The organism is Parabacteroides merdae ATCC 43184 (genome assembly GCF_025151215.1).
Taxonomy (GTDB): Bacteria; Bacteroidota; Bacteroidia; order Bacteroidales; family Tannerellaceae; genus Parabacteroides; species Parabacteroides merdae.
In genome coordinates, this window is the sequence record NZ_CP102286.1 from 20453 (window position 1) to 37849 (window position 17397).

General features: G+C 47.9%; 13 protein-coding genes. 4 read left to right on the forward strand and 9 right to left on the reverse strand.

Annotated elements, in window-relative coordinates; translation table 11 throughout:
- Nucleotides 1-39 precede the first annotated feature (39 nt).
- On the forward strand, nt 40-2139 hold the full coding sequence (locus tag NQ542_RS00080; RefSeq protein WP_005637045.1) for an outer membrane beta-barrel family protein: 2100 nt from the start codon (nt 40-42) through the stop codon (nt 2137-2139).
- A gap of 31 nt (nt 2140-2170) precedes the next feature.
- Here the strand turns inward: NQ542_RS00080 and NQ542_RS00085 are convergent, their stop codons facing one another.
- The 6 genes from NQ542_RS00085 to NQ542_RS00110 all read right to left on the reverse strand — a co-directional run bounded on the left by NQ542_RS00085 (nt 2171) and on the right by NQ542_RS00110 (nt 8316).
- Complete coding sequence (locus NQ542_RS00085) at nt 2171-3136, reverse strand: Rossmann-fold NAD(P)-binding domain-containing protein (protein ID WP_005648048.1); 966 nt, start codon at nt 3134-3136, stop codon at nt 2171-2173.
- A 119-nt stretch (nt 3137-3255) separates the two neighbouring features.
- Complete coding sequence (locus tag NQ542_RS00090) at nt 3256-4500, reverse strand: glutamate-5-semialdehyde dehydrogenase (protein WP_005637043.1); 1245 nt, start codon at nt 4498-4500, stop codon at nt 3256-3258.
- A 19-nt stretch (nt 4501-4519) separates the two neighbouring features.
- A complete protein-coding gene (gene proB, locus NQ542_RS00095) occupies nt 4520-5644 on the reverse strand; it encodes a glutamate 5-kinase (RefSeq protein WP_005637042.1) in 1125 nt (374 codons plus the stop codon).
- Nucleotides 5622-7292, reverse strand: a complete 1671-nt coding sequence (locus tag NQ542_RS00100) for an AMP-binding protein (protein ID WP_005637041.1) — start codon at nt 7290-7292, stop codon at nt 5622-5624. The genes proB and NQ542_RS00100 overlap by 23 nt, the downstream gene beginning before the upstream one ends.
- Before the next feature lie 18 nt (nt 7293-7310).
- Complete coding sequence (locus tag NQ542_RS00105; protein WP_005637039.1) at nt 7311-7865, reverse strand: helix-turn-helix domain-containing protein; 555 nt, start codon at nt 7863-7865, stop codon at nt 7311-7313.
- A gap of 262 nt (nt 7866-8127) precedes the next feature.
- Nucleotides 8128-8316 carry a ferredoxin gene (locus NQ542_RS00110; protein WP_005637036.1) on the reverse strand — a complete coding sequence of 63 codons (189 nt, stop codon included), beginning with the start codon at nt 8314-8316 and terminating at the stop codon, nt 8128-8130.
- Nucleotides 8317-8512: 196 nt separating this feature from the next.
- Between NQ542_RS00110 and pruA the strand changes: the two genes are divergently transcribed.
- Nucleotides 8513-10144 (forward strand): L-glutamate gamma-semialdehyde dehydrogenase, encoded by a 1632-nt coding sequence (gene pruA, locus NQ542_RS00115; RefSeq protein WP_005637034.1) that lies wholly within the window; start codon nt 8513-8515, stop codon nt 10142-10144.
- Between the two features lie 144 nt (nt 10145-10288).
- On the forward strand, nt 10289-11467 hold the full coding sequence (locus tag NQ542_RS00120; protein ID WP_005637033.1) for a proline dehydrogenase family protein: 1179 nt from the start codon (nt 10289-10291) through the stop codon (nt 11465-11467).
- 552 nt (nt 11468-12019) lie between these two features.
- Here the strand turns inward: NQ542_RS00120 and proC are convergent.
- Nucleotides 12020-12826, reverse strand: a complete 807-nt coding sequence (gene proC / locus NQ542_RS00125) for a pyrroline-5-carboxylate reductase (RefSeq protein WP_005637029.1) — start codon at nt 12824-12826, stop codon at nt 12020-12022.
- A gap of 134 nt (nt 12827-12960) precedes the next feature.
- Between proC and NQ542_RS00130 the strand changes: the two genes are divergently transcribed.
- Entirely contained in the window at nt 12961-14178 is a 1218-nt protein-coding gene (locus NQ542_RS00130) for a C1 family peptidase (protein ID WP_005637027.1), read from the forward strand.
- A gap of 111 nt (nt 14179-14289) precedes the next feature.
- Here the strand turns inward: NQ542_RS00130 and NQ542_RS00135 are convergent, their stop codons facing one another.
- Nucleotides 14290-14859, reverse strand: a complete 570-nt coding sequence (locus NQ542_RS00135; RefSeq protein WP_005637025.1) for a copper resistance protein NlpE — start codon at nt 14857-14859, stop codon at nt 14290-14292.
- Nucleotides 14860-14946: 87 nt separating this feature from the next.
- A complete protein-coding gene (locus NQ542_RS00140; protein ID WP_005637023.1) occupies nt 14947-17256 on the reverse strand; it encodes a S9 family peptidase in 2310 nt (769 codons plus the stop codon).
- Nucleotides 17257-17397: the final 141 nt, after the last annotated feature.

Here is a 17397-nt window from a genome sequence, read left to right on the forward strand (position 1 = left end):
CAGACTTTTTTTGTTTTTAAACTTATGTGATTTATATATATGAAACGAACACTATTACTCCTTCCGGCTATTGCTTGCCTGAGCCTGTCTGTTTTCGCACAGGTTCCTGTAGATAAAACTGTCTCGTTGCAGAGTGTTGAAATCCAGGGAAAACGCTTTGGAGGCTTGACCGGTGGGGAAGTGAAACGCCTGCAGGTGGACAGCAACCTGAGTGGCCTGACGGGGACGACAGCCGACGTATTCCGCCTGTTGCCTTCCGTTGTGACCGATATCGAGGGAGGAATCACGTTCCGTGGTTCCAATAATCCCGGCTTGCTGATAAACGGAGTGCCCTACGGCTTGCTGGAAGAGTATAGCGGGGATATGCTGATCCAGCTTCCGGCACTGTTCTTCGACCGGGTGTCGATGACGTCGACTCCTTCCATCGGGCTTGTGCCGGATGGAGATGCAGGGATTCTGAACCTGTCATCTGCTGTTTATACGGCTGCTGATTCGCCTCTGGTCCTGACGTTGGGAGCCGGATTCCAGGAACGTTATAATGCCGGTGCGATCCTGAATTTGCATCCGGGCAAGTTTCATATTGTCGGAAAATATAATTATCGCCGGGAGTTCCGTAAGCGTACGTTCAGCAAGTCGACGACGAACAAAGGGGGGACAACCGTCATGAACAATAATGCGTCCGCCCGCCCCGATGTGCATCTCGCCGATCTGAGTGTCGGATATGACCTGACGGCAAACGACCTGATCACGGTTTACGGTCTGTATAACCTGATGGATTACAGCCGCTACGGGAAGATCCATAACAATAAGCTGGTGGACGGGAATCTGCAACCGGTGATGTTCCGCCACCGTTATAACGACCAACGGCAGGAAGCCTATGCCGCAGAGGCGCGTTGGAACCATACCTTCGACAATCCGAAGGATCGTCTGGACGTCGTGTTCAATTACAATAATTTCGGGTATGACGAAGATAACGAATACAAGAACGAGAAGCCGGAAACAGGCAAGATCATTGCCGAGGATAATTACTATGTCAATCAGGACAAGAATAATTATTACCTGTCTGTCCTCTACGGCAAACTCTTTGCCGATGACTGGCATTTGCGGGTAGGATACATCGGGCGTTTCAAGGATGAGAGCTATCACGCTTACGGGAACAAACTGGCTGCCGGAGAGTGGCAGTCCGACCCGCAGAAAGAAAATGAATATAACTTTAATCGCCGTACGAATTTGTTGCTGGCTGCTTTGGAAAAGAGATGGAGCAGTTTCTATGCCGAAGCCGGCGTGCAAGGCGAACTGAACTTGCAAAAGATAGATACGCGTTATCAGACCGACGATGTGCTTGAAAAGATACCGATGGTTAAGAGCACTTCTCGTTTCCATCTCTTCCCCCGTTTGAAGTTGGGCTACCGGGCGGATAAAGTCGGGGAGTTGGCTCTCAGCTATGTGCAACGCGTAATCCGTCCTTACGGCAGCTACCTGAATGTGTTCACCGACCGTAGCGACGCTACGCATGTCTGGAAGGGGAATCCTGATTTAAAAGACGAGATGATCCATTCGGTCGAGTTGTCTTATTCGTATGCTACTTCTGCTTTCTGGTTCTCACCGAGCCTGTATTACCGGAATAAGAAGAACCGCATCATGGACAAAGTCCTGGATGAAGGGGAAAACGGAACGATCTGGACAAAAGAGAATATCGGCCATAGCCAGACATTCGGTTTTGAACTGTCCGCAACCTGGCAACCGATCCGTATGCTGTCTCTCGGTTTGTCAGGCGATATCTATCGGGATGAGATCGACGGGCGCACGATCGGTTATGACCGGAAGAAGTCGATGGTCTGCGGCGATATCAAAGGCTCTGTCAACATCAGCATCACGCCGACAACGGAGTTGCAGCTCGATGGCTTTTACATCTCCGACCAGTTGACCCCGCAGGGAAAGATCAAGCACCGTTCCAGCGTCAATGCCGGTATCTCCCAATATTTCATGCACCGCAAGCTGCGTGCCAACCTGAGCATCAATAACATCTTCAACGGCCTCGAAGAAACAACGATCGTCGATACGAAAGACTTGCAAATGACCCAGGTCCGCAACCGTGACGCACAGGTGACGTGGGTGACGCTGACGTATAATCTGTGATATTTGCCAGGGGATTCTTTAGCCGGGGGGATTAATCCCCCGGCAAGAGTGAAGTCAATATCTTCTTCAGCACCGTTTGTGCTGAAATCTCGCGGTTGGCGGCTTCGGGGATCACGATGCTTTGGGGGCTTTCGATCACGTCGTCTGTCACGATCATATTGCGACGGACAGGCAGGCAGTGCATGAAGTAGGCATTGTTGGTCAACGCCATCTTTTCCGTGTCGACGGTCCAACTGCGGTCCGTGTTGAGAACCTTGCCGTAGTTGGGATCGGCATAGGCTGCCCAGTTCTTGGCGTAGATGAAGTCCGCGCCTTCGAACGCTTTCTTCTGGTCATATTCTACGCGAGCGTTGCCGACGAAGCGCGGGTCCAGTTCGTAGCCTTCCGGGTGGGTGATGACAAACTCGTAGTCCGTCGCATTCATCCATTCGGCGAAACTGTTAGGCACGGCTTGCGGCAGGGCTTTCGGATGTGGTGCCCAAGTCATGACGACTTTCGGACGGGCAGTCTTCTTATACTCCTCGATCGTGATCAGGTCGGCAAAACTCTGCAACGGATGGCGGGTAGCCGCTTCCATGCTGAATACCGGACGGCCGGAGTATTGGATGAACTGGTTCAATATCTTTTCGTTGTAATCATCTTCCTTGCTTTCGAAACGGGCGAATGAACGTATGCCGATCACGTCGCAATAGCAACCCATCACCGGAATAGCCTCCAGGAGGTGTTCGGGCTTGTCGCCATCCATGATCACGCCGCGTTCGGTTTCCAGTTTCCAGGCTCCCTGGTTCACGTCGAGCACCATCGTGTTCATACCTAAATTCATGGCAGCCTTCTGGGTGGAGAGGCGGGTACGGAGGCTGGAGTTGAAGAATATCATCAATAACGTCTTGTTCTTGCCCAGCCCGGTAAACTGGTAACGGTCTTTCTTAATCTCGAAAGCCTCGGCGAGTGCCTGCTTGAGGTTGCCCAAATCCTGTACACAAGTGAAGTTTCTCATATCATGTCTCATTTAAAATTGTTCTGCCTACAAAGATAAACAATGATTTCTGATTTATGGCAATACCGTTATATCTGTATTGTTAGTGTCATATGATAATACTAACACCGAGGCAGGGACTATTTTCGTATTTGTCCGTCTCCTTCGATGATATACTTGTAGGTCGTCAGTTCAGGCAACGCCATCGGGCCGCGGGCATGTAACTTCTGTGTGCTGATACCGATTTCCGCTCCGAAACCGAACTGTGCCCCGTCGGTGAAAGCCGTAGATACATTGGCGTAGACGCAGGCGGCATCGACCATTTGCTGGAAACGGCGGATGGCTTCTGTCGATTCACTGACGATGCTTTCGCTGTGTTTCGAGCTGTAGCGGGCGATATGTTGCAGGGCTTCATCCAAGGAGGAGACTGTACGGATCGCCATTTTGTAGTCTAAGAACTCGGTGCCGAAGCTGTCTGCCGTAGCCGGCTGAAGCAAAGCGGTAGGGTAGTGCCCTGAAAGAGCGGCAAAAGCGGGTTCGTCGGCATAGATAATGACGTTGCTACCGGACAGTTTTCCACACAAATAAGGGAGGTCACCTAATCGGTCGCGATGGACGATCAGACAATCCAAAGCGTTGCAGACGCTGACGCGGCGTGTCTTGGCATTGTTGACGATCTCGCGCCCTTTTTCTTTGTCTCCATCTTTGTCAAAATAGGTATGGCAGATACCGGCTCCCGTCTCAATGACCGGTACGCGGGCATGGTCGCGGACGTAATTGATCAGTGAACTGCTGCCCCGCGGAATGATAAGGTCCACCAGGCCGACGGCGTTCAACAGCTCGGTCGTCGCCTCGCGGTCGGGCGGCAGGAGTGTACAGACAGCCGGATCGACGCCTTGTCTTGTCAGTACGTCGTGGATAATCGCCACTAAGGCACGGTTGGAACTGTCGGCATCCGAACCTCCTTTCAACACGCAGGCATTCCCGCTCTTGAAACAAAGGGAGAAAACGTCGAAGGTGACATTCGGGCGTGCTTCGTAGATGACACCGATCACGCCGAAGGGAACGGTCATTTTGCGGATCACCATGCCGTTCGGGCGTGTTATTTCGCTTAACAGCTTCCCAAGAGGCGACGGTAGCGAGGCGACGTTCTTCATATCTCCTGCAATACCTGCGAGACGTTCTTCCGTCAGTTTCAAGCGGTCGTATTTCGGATTTGCCGGGTCCATACGCGACAAATCTTCGACATTGGCAGCCAAGACTTCGGCTTGGCGTGTCAGCAAAGCCGAAGCCGTGTCTATGAGGATGCGGTTGATGGTGGCATCGTCCAGCGTGACAAGCTGGCGCGAAGCGGCGAGGGTATGTTGCAATAATTCGTTAATCATGGTCGTATGCTCGTTGTTGTTAATCCAGATACAAATAATCGTAATGTACCAACGGTTTTTTATCCCGGCTGCCGATCAGTTCTCGTGCTTCCGTACTGTCGTAACCTGCGCATCCGACTCCTAACTGGACGCCTTCCTCGTTGATAACCTTGACGATATCGTCTTTCTCGAAGTCGCCGATGATCCGGGTGACGCCGACCAGCAGGATACTGGTCGCCTTCGGACCTAACAGTGCCTCTTCGGCCCCCCGGTTGATGTGTATCTCGCCTTTGGCGAAGCCTTCGGAGTGGGCGATCCATTTTTTTACGCTGCTGACAGGTTTGTTTGACGGGATGAAACGCGTGCAAACGGTCCGGCTGTCTTTGGCGAGCAGGTCTACCAGGATGTTGTCCTTCTTGCCGTTGGCAATGATCACCGTGATGCCTTCGTCGGCCACCTTCTGTGCAATGCTGCATTTGGTAAGCATGCCGCCACGACCGAATGACGACTTGCTGGTTTGTACATATTCCGACAGGTCTTCCTTGCTGCCGTCGATCTCGCGGATAACCGTGGAGGACGGATCGGATGGGTTGCCGTTATATATTCCGTCGATATTGCTAAGGATAATCAAAGCATCCATTCCCATCATGGTGGCGATCAGTCCGGAAAGCTCGTCATTGTCCGTGAACATCAATTCTGTAACCGATATCGTGTCGTTTTCGTTCACGATGGGAATCACTTTATTTTCGAGCATTACCTCCATACAATGTTTCTGGTTGAGGTAATGCGTGCGGCTGCCAAAGTTCTCTTTCGTGGTGAGCACCTGGCCACAGGTCATGCCATGTTCGCGGAACAGTTCGTAATACCGGTTGATCAGTTTGGCTTGCCCGACTGCGGAATACAGCTGGCGGGCAGAGACGGGATCCAGCTTTTTGCTGGCCTTTATCTCACTGCGTCCAGAAGCGACCGCACCGGAGGAAATAAGGACGACTTCCACGCCTTTCCGATGTAGTTTGGCCACCTGATCCACCAAGGCGGACATCCGGGTAATATCCAACGTGCCATCCTTGCGGGTGAGCACGTTGCTGCCTATCTTGACCGCAATACGGTTGAATTGCCAATCGATGATTGGCAATTGACCATTATTTTGTGTGTTTCTTTTCATTGTCGGTTGCTCGGATTTCGACTCGGCGTATTTTGCCGCTGATCGTCTTCGGCAGTTCGTCTACGAACTCGACGACGCGCGGGTATTTGTACGGAGCTGTCACTTTTTTGACATGGTCTTGTAATTCTTTGACCAAAGCGTCTCCGGCTTTATCCTTGTAGTCCTTTGCCAGAACGATGGTGGCTTTTACCACTTGTCCGCGGATTTCGTCTGGAACACCAGTGATGGCACATTCTACAACCGCCGGATGCGTCATCAGGGCGCTTTCTACTTCAAACGGGCCGATACGGTAGCCGGAACTTTTGATAACATCGTCGGCACGGCCCACGAACCAGAGGTAACCGTCTTCATCACGCCAGGCGACATCGCCCGTGTAATACAGGCCGTCGTGCCATGCTTCGCGTGTGCGTTCGGCATCCCGGTAATATTCCTTGAAAAGACCGATCGGTTTGCCATTTGTAGTGTGGATCACGATCTGTCCCTGTTCTCCATCTTCGGCACGGGTTCCGTCCGGGCGCAACAAGTCTACATCGTATTGCGGATTAGGGACACCCATCGATCCGGGTTTCGGTTCCATCCACGGGAAAGTGGCGACGGTCAAGGTTGTTTCCGTCTGTCCGAAACCTTCCATCAGCTTGATGCCGGTCAGTTTGTAGAACGTGTCGAATACGGCAGGGTTTAAGGCTTCGCCGGCAATGGTACAATATTGGAGGGACGACAGGTCGTATTTTGTCAGGTCTTCGCGTATCAGGAAACGGAAGATGGTAGGAGGTGCGCACAAAGATGTGATGCGGTAGTCCTGTATCATCTGTAACATATCGGCCGGTGTGAATTTCTCGTGGTCGTACACGAATACGGTTGCTCCGGCAATCCACTGTCCATACAGTTTTCCCCATACGGCTTTCCCCCAACCGGTGTCGGCAATCGTCAGGTGGAGGCTGTCTTTATGCAAGTTGTGCCAGAAACTTCCGGTCACGATATGCCCCAGCGGGTAGGTGAAATCGTGTGCCACCATCTTCGGGTTGCCGGTTGTACCGGAAGTAAAATACATCAGTGAAATGTCGTCGTTACTGTTCGGATGTTCCGGACGTACGAACGGAGCCGCGTTTTCGAGACCTTTGTGGAAGTCCTCGAAGCCTTCGGGGATTTCGGGACCTACCGAAACAACACTCTTTATAGAGGGTGAATCGGGCAGCGAGTCGATGATATGTTGGGTGATCACTTCCTCGCCCGCGCAGACGATCATCTTGATATCGGCGGCATTCGCACGATAGACGATATCTTTCTTTGTCAGCAGGTGGGTAGCCGGGATCACCACTGCTCCCAATTTATGCAACGCGATAATCGAGAACCAGAATTCATAACGGCGTTTCAGTATCAACATGACCATATCACCGTGGCCGATTCCCAGCGACTGGAAATAAGCGGCAGTCTGGTCGGTATATTTTTTCAGGTCGGCAAAGGTGAAGTCTATGTGTTCCCCTTGGTCGTTTGTCCAGCACAGCGCAATCTTATCGGGTTCTTCTTCCGCCCATGCATCTACTACGTCATATCCGAAGTTGAAGTTCTCCGGGACTTTTATCTTGAAATTCTTTATAAAATCTTCCTGCGACTCAAAGGTCGTCTTGTTTATGAATCTTTCTAACATGATGATTAAATTGTCAATTTATAGGATTATTGCCAGGAAACTGACCTTTTCTCCATCGAGTGCCTTCATTCCATGCGGCAGTTCGGAGTTGAAATAGATACTGTCGCCTTCTTCCAGTATCAGCTCTTTGTTGTTGATCTGTAATAACATGCGGCCTTTCAGTACCATATTATACTCTTGTCCGGGATGCGAGTTCAGATAAATCGGTGTCCCGTCTGGAGCCGGATGGACGGTAACCATGAACGGATCTGCTTTCCGACCGACAAACCCGGCGGCAAGCGACTGGTATTTGTATGCTTTAGTCCGTTCCACGGCAATACCTTTTCCTTTGCGAGTGATAAAGTAGCTGCTCATTTTAGGTTCATCACCGAACATAAGCGTGGTCAACTCAACCCCGTAAGCCTGTGAAATCTGATGTAATACACTTACTGAAATATCTACAGTACCGCTTTCCAGCTTCATATACTGTTCGGGAGTCAGGTTACAAACCTTGGCCATTTCTTCAGGCGTGATTTCCAATGCATCCCGAAGTCCGGCCAAACGCTCCGCAATTTGTTTTATCTGTTCGTTCATCTCCGTTGATTATTATATTTATGATGCTCCAAAGATAGGAATAAAAAGCAAAATGTCTAAGGAAAGAGGAATGTAATGTTATTTAGTTATTTTGAAAGGAAGTGCGGAAGATGTTTTTTTGTATTGGCTGCTTCCCGCTGAAGAAGTTATAGTTTCCTGCGGAGAGAACTACAGTTTCCAGCCGAGGAAACAAACGTTTCTTCCGGTAGAAAACTGTAGGTTGTTGAATAATAATTTATTAGATGCTGTATAAGAAAGCTTCTTAATCGTATTTGATGACGCTGACCGGGCAGCTTTCGGCGGCTTCTTTTATACCTTCTTCATAATCGTTGAAGTTTACTCCTTCATTTACACGTGAGCGGTCTGTAACCTGAAATACTTCGGGACAAATGCCTTCGCATGTGCCGCAAGCGATACAATCTTCTTCTATCCAAACACTCTTTATAGCCATATTTTTTACATTTAAGATGATTAATATGTTAAGATAACAGCTCTACGGCTTGAATTGTTGATGCTGGACGAGAATATCTTGGCCCCTTTGATTTAAATTTAATTTAACGCTCCTGTCTCTTATTTTAGAAAATTATTGATTATGTTTACAGCGCTGAAATAATCAGTCTTTGAACACTTAATAAATAAGAGATACTATGGACAACGCAATTTTTAGTTTCCCCAAGCCTATTAACGAGCCGGTAAAAGCATACGCTCCTGGTTCAAGTGAAAAATCATCCTTGAAAAAGGCTCTTGCGCAGCTCTCTTCTGAAGAATGGGATATACCATTGGTTATCGGAGGTAAAGAAATCCGTACAGGCAATACCGGCAAAGTCGTGATGCCGCATGATCACCACCATGTATTGGCCACTTATCATAAGGCCGGAGAGAAAGAAGTGCAGATGGCTATCGATGCAGCAATGAAGGCGCATAAGGAATGGTCTGAACTTCCTTGGGTAGAACGTGCTTCCGTCATGCTGCGTGTAGCAGAATTGCTTTCCACTAAATATCGTTATATATTGAACGCATCCGTCATGTTGGGACAAAGCAAGAATCCGTTCCAGGCAGAAATCGACGCTCCTTGCGAATTGATCGACTTCCTTCGTTTCAGTACTTTTTATGCCAGTCAGGTATATGCCGACCAGCCTTATTCGGAAACAGGTATCCTGAACCGGATGGAATATCGTGCTTTGGAAGGTTTCGTGTTTTCGCTCACGCCGTTCAACTTTACTTCCATTGCCTCTAACTTGAACATGGCGCCTGCCATGATGGGAAATGTGGCAGTCTGGAAACCGTCGACAACAGCTATCCATTCTAACTATTTCCTGATGAAAGTGTTCCGGGAAGCCGGTTTGCCCGACGGTGTTGTCAATTTTATTCCGGGGCAGGGAAGCGTGATCGGCAAAGTCATAACGGCCAGCCGTGATTTAGGCGGTTTCCATTTCACAGGTTCCACTTCAACCTTTAACACCCTTTGGCGTCAGATCGGTGAGAATTTAGGACATTATAAATCTTATCCGAAGATTGTCGGTGAAACAGGCGGCAAGAACTTCATCTTTGTCCATCCTTCTGCTCCGGCTTTGGAGGTGGCGACAGCTATTGTGCGCGGTGCGTTTGAGTATCAAGGACAGAAATGTTCGGCTGGTTCACGTGCCTATATCCCTGCTTCACTCTGGAAAGAAGTAAAGGACTATGTCGGCGATATGCTGAAAGAAATCAAAATGGGAGATGTCCAGGATTTCACGAATTTTGTCAATGCGGTTATCGATGAAGCTTCGTTCGACAATATCATGAGCTATATCGATTATGCAAAACAGTCTCCTGATGCGGAAATCGTTTTCGGTGGAAATGGAGATAAGTCCGTAGGTTACTTTGTTGAACCGACTGTCATCCGGACTACGGACCCGATGTTCAAGAGTATGGTGGAGGAGATCTTCGGTCCGGTTATCACGATCTATGTGTATGATGATAATAAATATGAAGAAACACTCGAACTCTGCGACCGTACATCTCCGTATGGTTTGACCGGTTCTATTTTTGCACGCGATCGTTATGCGATCGATATGGCATTCAATAAATTGCGTTATGCCGCGGGTAACTTCTATATCAACGACAAACCGACAGGTGCCGTCATTGCACAACAGCCGTTTGGCGGTTCGCGTGCTTCGGGTACGAATGATAAGGCCGGAGGGCCGTTGAACTTGATTCGCTGGACAAATGCCCGTTGTATCAAAGAGGCTTTGGTTCCGCCGACAAGCTATGGTTATCCGTTTCTTGGAGAAAAGTAATTAATTTTATCAATGAGCCGATAAATCAGGATGTGCCAATATGCCAATGAAAGAGTTTCTCTTATGAATTGGTGATTGGCACATTTTGTGAGACGGTATTCCTATTCATTTTAATGCGTTAACTGTCAACTAATATCAAATACCATGTTAGATTTTAATAATACCGAAATTGCTTTCTCTGCCAAATCGCAGTCTGAGCTGAAAAATGCTTATCTGCTGTTCAATACGATCAAATATCCGTGGCTGGTAAAGTGTGCCAGTGTAGTAAGTAATATTGCTTTGAATATTCATTTTCCGTTAGGATGGGCGGTCAAGCCGACTTTATACAAGCAATTTGTCGGAGGTGAAACTTTGCAGGACTGTACAAAGGCGATCGACCATCTGCGGAAATTCAATGTACGCTCCACCTTGGATTTTTCAGCCGAAGGAGAGCAAACGCCCGAAGGAATACAAGCTACTTTTGAGGAAACCATACGTTCGATTGATTTTGCAAAGGGAAATGATAATCTGGCCTATGCCGTATTCAAACCGTCCACCATCATAACGGACGAACTTCTTGCTAAGGTATCCGAAAAGCAAGAGGAATTGACCATCGAAGAAGTAAAAGCTTACCGGGAGTTCAAGGAACGCTTTATGGCTTTTTGCCAGCGTGCCTACGACAATGACGTACGCTTGATTGTGGATGCTGAAGACTATTGTTTTCAGGATGCCATCGACTCTTTGACCGATGAGGCCATGCGCAGGTATAATAAGAAACGTGCGATCGTATTTGCTACTTTGCAAATGTACCGCCATGACCGTATGCCGTATTTACGCCGTATTTTGGACGATGCGAAAGAGAAAGGATATATTGCCGGTGTGAAATTCGTACGTGGTGCCTATATGGAAGCCGAGCGTGCCAGGGCAGCTGCTTTGGGATATCCCGATCCGATCTGTAAGGATAAGCAGGCAACGGACGAGAACTTCGACGAGGCTGTCCGCTTCACAATGGATCATCTCGACTGTTTCGAAATGTTTATGGGGACGCATAATGAAGAGAGCAACTATAAATTGGCCAAGCTGATAGATGAAAAAGGCTTAAAGCGCGATGATCCCCGTATCTTCTTCGCGCAACTGTTAGGTATGAGTGACAATATTTCTTTCAACCTGGCTCATGAAGGTTATAACGTAACCAAATATGTACCGTATGCAAAAGTGCGGGATGTTTTGCCATACCTGATCCGCCGTGCCGAGGAAAACACTTCGGTTGCCGGGCAAACCAGCCGTGAACTTCGTATGCTGAAAGCAGAATTGGATCGCCGGAAAGCGGTCCGTGCTTTCTGATCGGATTTGAACTTTATCCGTTACTATTCTTTCAAGAGAAAAGTAACGGATAAATCGGCATTTGTGGTTCAAATTTGTCAACACTATAATGGATTTTAAAAAAACAACTATCATACCATCATGTTTCTTGTGTACAACTTGAATATCATGATATATAGATATGATAGTTTCCTTTTTAACTATCATGCAACTATCATAAATCAGTTGTTTAACCATCATTTTAGCCGTTTTACCCGAAACAGATACACTCCAAAAGTGTTAAAAACGGAATGTTTTCAGGAAAGCATAAGCCTTTTTTGCCGAAACACGTTACTTTTTTGTAAGAAAGACGTTAGATTTTTTCCTCAAAATGCCCGTATCAGGGCCGTTTACACCTCCATCTGAGCGGTCTTGAGATCCGGGTCTGTAGATGTCTGACACCCGGGTCTCGACAAAAAAATGTAACTATATTGCTGAAAATATGCTATATGTTACATGTGAAAAAGTTATTGTATTCATGATGGTATGACAGTTGTTTTCGTAATCAATAACACGTTTGCAGAATAAAAATCATCATTTGCTTGCCTTCAATCCCCGAATGACGGAAGAGGTGAAGCCGGAGAGTTCCATTTCGTTCAATCCCTTGATGGTGATACCTCCCGGAGTTGTTACCTTATCGATTTCCGTTTCAGGATTGCTTTTGTTTTCCAATAAGAGGTCGACAGCTCCTTTCACCGTATGGACAACGATTTCCTGTGCCTGCTTCGGGTAAAAACCTAATTCGACACCGCCTTCGATGGCTGCGCGGATATAGCGCAAGGCGAATGCGATCCCGCTGGAAGCCAAAGCGGTTCCGGCAGACATCAGGCGTTCTTCGACCAACATCGCGTTTCCCAATTCGTTGAAGATATTAATGATTAAGTCCGTTTGCTCTTTGGAAGCATTACGGGCTGCTACGAAAGTCATACTGCTAAGCACTTCGATTGCCGTATTCGGCATGATACGGAAAATAGTCGGGGTTGTCAGGCAATCGTCGAACCCCGTGTTTTTGGTCAGATAGGTGTTCAGCAGATCGAATGTGATACCTGCGGCAACGGAAACGATTATCTGTTTGTCATAGTCGAGTATGCCTTTGATCTGGTCGATAATTTCTTCTACGCGCCACGGTTTTACGGCAATGACGATGATGTCGGCGCCTTTGACCGCTTCTACATTGTCCAGCGAGAGGACGAAATCAGGGTTCGTATTCCTCATTTTCTCCAGAGTCGTATCTGATTGTGCCGTGCAAGTGATATCCGATGCTTTAAACATATGACCTTTTGCTAATCCTCGTGCTATGGCACCGCCGATATTTCCGGCGCCGATAATTGTGATCTTCATGTTTTCTTTATATTATAGTTATTATGTCTGACAAAGATACAGTTTAAATTGTCAATTGTCCATTGCCCATTGTCAATTTAATCGTATCTTTGCCCTTCAAAATTAATCTAATAACATAATATAAATAGATTTACATGAAAAAGACAATTATTGCGGTTGGTATGCTGTTCGCCATGACGATGTCTGCAACAATCCATGCACAAGAATCAGGGAAGAAGGAAAATGAAGAAGGGTTTGTTTTTACGACAGTGAAGGAGAATCCGATCACTTCGATTAAGAACCAGAATCGAGCCGGAACTTGTTGGTGTTATTCGACAATGGCATTCCTGGAATCTGAATTGCTTCGTATGGGAAAGGGTGAATACGATTTATCCGAAATGTTTACGGTTTACAATACTTATCTGGATCGTGCGGATGCAGCTGTGCGTACTCACGGGGACGTTTCTTTTTCACAAGGCGGTTCTTTCTATGACGTGATTTATGGAATGGAGGCTTTTGGCCTGGTTCCGGAAGAAGAAATGCGTCCGGGTGTGATGTATGGCGATACGTTGAGCAACCATACCGAACTTTCCGCCCTTGCAGATGCAATGGTCGCAGCTGTAGCCAAAGGCAAACTGCGTAAATTGCAATCAGATGAGAATAACGTCATGTTGTGGAAAAAAGCGGTTGCTGCCGTTCACGAAATTTATTTGGGTAAGGCTCCAGAGAAATTTACTTATAAAGGTAAAGAATATACTCCGCAGTCTTTCTATAAGTCAACCGGTTTGAATCCTTCCGACTATGTGTCTTTGACATCTTATACACATCGTCCGTTCTATACCCAATTTCCGATCGAAGTCCAGGATAACTGGCGTCATGGATTGTCTTACAACTTGCCTATCGACGAATTGATGGAAGTGTTCGACAATGCTATCAATACCGGCTATACGATTGCCTGGGGTTCTGACGTGAGCGAATCCGGCTTTACTCGTGATGGTGTAGCCGTTATGCCTGACAATGAAAAGGTTCAGGAACTGAGCGGTTCCGACATGGCCCACTGGTTGAAATTGAAACCGGAAGAAAAGAAACTGAATACAAAACCTCAACCACAGAAATGGTGCACGCAGGAAGAACGCCAGTTGGCTTATGACAACTACGAAACGACTGATGACCACGGTATGCAGATCTATGGTATCGCTAAAGACCAGGAAGGTAACGAATACTACATGGTGAAGAACTCTTGGGGTACTTCCAATAAGTATGAAGGCATCTGGTATGCATCCAAGGCATTTGTCCGTTACAAGACTATGAACATCGTTGTTCACAAAGATGCACTTCCTAAAGCGATCAAAGCGAAATTAGGAATCAAATGATTTATCCCTATTGCTATTCCAATTTACAAATCATAAACAGAAAAGAGGCCTCCAGGAGTCGGAGTGCCTCTTTTCTGTTTATATAAAAGATGTGCTGTGAAGATGTATCGATTATTGTACGAGCTTTAGCGTGTAATTAAGGTCGGAGGCGGCTTTTTGTAATTCCTGGTTCAGCATGGTCAGGCTATCCCCTTCTGCCTGGAAATAAAATACCATGCTGCCATCACTTGGGATCAGTTCATATATGACTGCGCTTGCATCAGCAGGAGTTCCTTTTTTCACTTGGCGTTTACCGGTAGAAGTGAATGTCTGGTCTTTGCCGTTTTCGGCTTCCAGATAAGTGGCGTCCAATTCATAAACGCCGTCATCACTATCTTGCTGATAGAACAATGTCAGGTCGTAAACGATACCAGGTCCATCGGCGGCAGGAATAGTCCCTTTATATTTTTTTTGTACGACTGCCCCCTTTTTCGGATCCAGTTTCAAGGAGTCGCGCATATTGACCGGCTTTGCCGGTTTAGCTTTTACAACTGGTAGCTCCGGCAGAGAAGGAGCATCGGGAGCCGCTTCGGCGACGGCAATACTTTCTTCTTCAACTAACACGGGAGTGTCTTTTGCTGCCTTTCCGTTACATGCAGCCAAAAATGCCAGTGCTGCTACTGCGATAAAATACTTTTTCATTTTGTACTTTTTATTTAGAGATTTAGTGACTTTTGGAGATATAACAAAAGACCCCCTGCCTTTTGTTTTTGCAGAGGGTCTTTTTAACTATCTACCGCCGGCGGGCAGATGGTCCAGCCAGTATTTGGCCATCGTCATTCGTAAGTGCAGGGTTGTGCCAGGACGTTCGTAAATGCCGTGGCTGCGCATCGGATAGCTTACTTGGCTGAACATCTTGCCATGTTTCACCAGCTCGTTGACCAGCATCTCGCAGTTCTGATAGTGGACGTTATCGTCGCCAGTACCGTGTATCAGGAGCAGGTTCCCTTTCAGTCCGGATGCGTATGTGATAGGAGAACCTTTTCGGTAACCTTCCGGATTGTTTTGGGGTGTGTTCATGTACCGTTCCTGATAAATCGTGTCGTAGGTGCGTTGGTCGGCAACGAAAGCGATGGCGATACCCGTATGGAAGACGTCCGGATAACGGAACATAGAGTTCAGTGTCTGGCTTCCGCCGCCGCTCCATCCGGTAATGCCGATACGGTCCGCGTCGATAAACGGGTAACGGCGTGCCATATCTTGGATGCCTCGTGCCTGGTCTTCGGATGCGAATGTGCCGACCTCGCCATAGATGCATTTACGCCATTCGCGGCCGCGCGGAGTGTTGGCTCCTCGGTTGTCGATGCTGACAACGATATATCCGAGGTTGGCGACATATTGGTTCCAGAGATCACCACCGCCCCATACATCCTGTACGGTCGAACTGGCCGGTTCGCCATAGACCTCTATGATGACGGGGTATTTCTTTGTCGGATCGAAGTTGACCGGTTTGATCATCCAAGCATCCAGTTCGAGATTGCCGGAGGTCACTTTGACGAACTCTTTCGGGTTCAGCCCCAGCGCAGCATATTGTTCGCGTGCCTTTGCATTGTCCTCTATCATCCTTACAGACTGATGCTTGGGGAAGGAAACCATGTCGATCATTGAAGGGGTTGCCGCATTGCTATAGGTATGGACCGCCCATTTTCCGGTAGGCGACATATTATAACGATGCTGTCCCGGCTGTCCTGCCGGACTGAGCCGTTTCACTTCTCCTTTTCCGAAAAGTTCGGCACTGTAGAGATAACGTTGGGTATAGTTTTCCGGTGAAGCGATAAAATATACCAGTCCCTTCTGAAGATCCGTCCCGACCGGCGATATATAGTCGAAGTCGCCTTTCGTAACCGGCTGTATCTCCTTCCCGTCCCGGCTGATGCGATAGAGGTGGCGCCATCCGTTGCGTTCGCTCTCCCAGGTGAACCAAGTATTGTCCTTCAGCCATTGGATATTGTCGTTCGTGTCCAGCCATGCTGCATCTGTGTCGGTGAAGATATTTTGAGGTGTAGGGCTACCGATGCGGGCGATCCATACTTTGTTCGTGTTCTGAGGACGGTTCATCTGCTGGATAAACAGTTCGTTGCTTCCGGGGATAAACTCCATACGGGGAATGTAGTTGTTTCGCGGATCGCCGGGAATCTCTATCCAGGTTGTCGCTCCCCCGGCTGCCGGAAGATAGCCCACTTTGACCGCCGAGTTCGTGCTGCCTGCCTTCGGATAAGGGAAATGCAAGATGGTTGGGTAGATGGAATCCACATTATTGATGATGTCGAACACCCCCGTTCCTTTTGTGTCGCTTTGCCAGTAGGCGATATATTGTCCGTCCGGGCTCCATCGGAAACCGTCGCGGCAGGCGAATTCTTCTTCATACACCCAGTCGAATGTACCGTTCACGATCGTCTGGCTCCCGTCATGGGTCAGCTGAGTGATCTGGCCGGAAGCGACATCTTCTACATATATATTATTGTTCGAAACGAAAGCCACACGTGTTCCGTCAGGCGAGAATTTTGCAAACATCATCGATGATTCGGGCAGTCCCTTCCCCAATTGGCGCAAAGTCCCGTCTTTCAGAGTCAGTACCCAGTAGTCACCCCTCGTGTCGTAACGCCATACCCGTTTTGTATTGTTATAGATTAAGACCTTCCCGTTGTCGGTGCTCCAAGAGATGCTGCGGATGGCAATTGGTTTCCCGGTTTCTTTGTTGATAAACATGGAAGAGGGAATGATGACTTCCCTCCGGTTGTCTTTGGCGCGGTAGGCGACAATGTCCATACCGCCTGTTTCAGCGTTTGGTTCCATCCGGCTGTATCGCTCGCCATCCTTCATCCACGTCATGGCGCCGATTCCTTTTGTCTGTATGAGCCGTCCGCCTATGATTTCTTCGAGGTGGAGTTTGCCCTTTGTGGCGGTCGTTTCGCCTTTCGCAAACGGATCGCCGTCTGTCTCTGTCCGGTTTTCCCACGGCATGATTACCTGTGCCATGCTTGCATTTCCGGCCAACAGGATGCATGCTACCGGAATAATGAGTTTGTTTAGTTTCATGTATATTGGTTTTTCTATGATTATTAGTGTGCAAAGAACGGAATGTTTTATAAGATAAGCAAAGGAAATGAAAAAAGTAAGTGGATGTTTTTAATAAATTGTTAAATTGCAGAACTTTTGATGAAAAAACAAAAAACGGTG

What these genes read in the sequence shown, in the direction of transcription:
- NQ542_RS00110 (WP_005637036.1), bottom strand. Translation starts at nt 8,316, where the DNA reads ATGGCTATAAAGAGTGTTTGGATAGAAGAAGATTGTATCGCTTGCGGC.
- NQ542_RS00080 (WP_005637045.1), top strand. Translation starts at nt 40, where the DNA reads ATGAAACGAACACTATTACTCCTTCCGGCTATTGCTTGCCTGAGCCTG.
- proB (WP_005637042.1), bottom strand. Translation starts at nt 5,644, where the DNA reads ATGAAAAGAAACACACAAAATAATGGTCAATTGCCAATCATCGATTGG.
- pruA (WP_005637034.1), top strand. Translation starts at nt 8,513, where the DNA reads ATGGACAACGCAATTTTTAGTTTCCCCAAGCCTATTAACGAGCCGGTA.
- NQ542_RS00130 (WP_005637027.1), top strand. Translation starts at nt 12,961, where the DNA reads ATGAAAAAGACAATTATTGCGGTTGGTATGCTGTTCGCCATGACGATG.
- proC (WP_005637029.1), bottom strand. Translation starts at nt 12,826, where the DNA reads ATGAAGATCACAATTATCGGCGCCGGAAATATCGGCGGTGCCATAGCA.
- NQ542_RS00085 (WP_005648048.1), bottom strand. Translation starts at nt 3,136, where the DNA reads ATGAGAAACTTCACTTGTGTACAGGATTTGGGCAACCTCAAGCAGGCA.
- NQ542_RS00090 (WP_005637043.1), bottom strand. Translation starts at nt 4,500, where the DNA reads ATGATTAACGAATTATTGCAACATACCCTCGCCGCTTCGCGCCAGCTT.
- NQ542_RS00120 (WP_005637033.1), top strand. Translation starts at nt 10,289, where the DNA reads ATGTTAGATTTTAATAATACCGAAATTGCTTTCTCTGCCAAATCGCAG.
- NQ542_RS00135 (WP_005637025.1), bottom strand. Translation starts at nt 14,859, where the DNA reads ATGAAAAAGTATTTTATCGCAGTAGCAGCACTGGCATTTTTGGCTGCA.
- NQ542_RS00100 (WP_005637041.1), bottom strand. Translation starts at nt 7,292, where the DNA reads ATGTTAGAAAGATTCATAAACAAGACGACCTTTGAGTCGCAGGAAGAT.
- NQ542_RS00105 (WP_005637039.1), bottom strand. Translation starts at nt 7,865, where the DNA reads ATGAACGAACAGATAAAACAAATTGCGGAGCGTTTGGCCGGACTTCGG.
- NQ542_RS00140 (WP_005637023.1), bottom strand. Translation starts at nt 17,256, where the DNA reads ATGAAACTAAACAAACTCATTATTCCGGTAGCATGCATCCTGTTGGCC.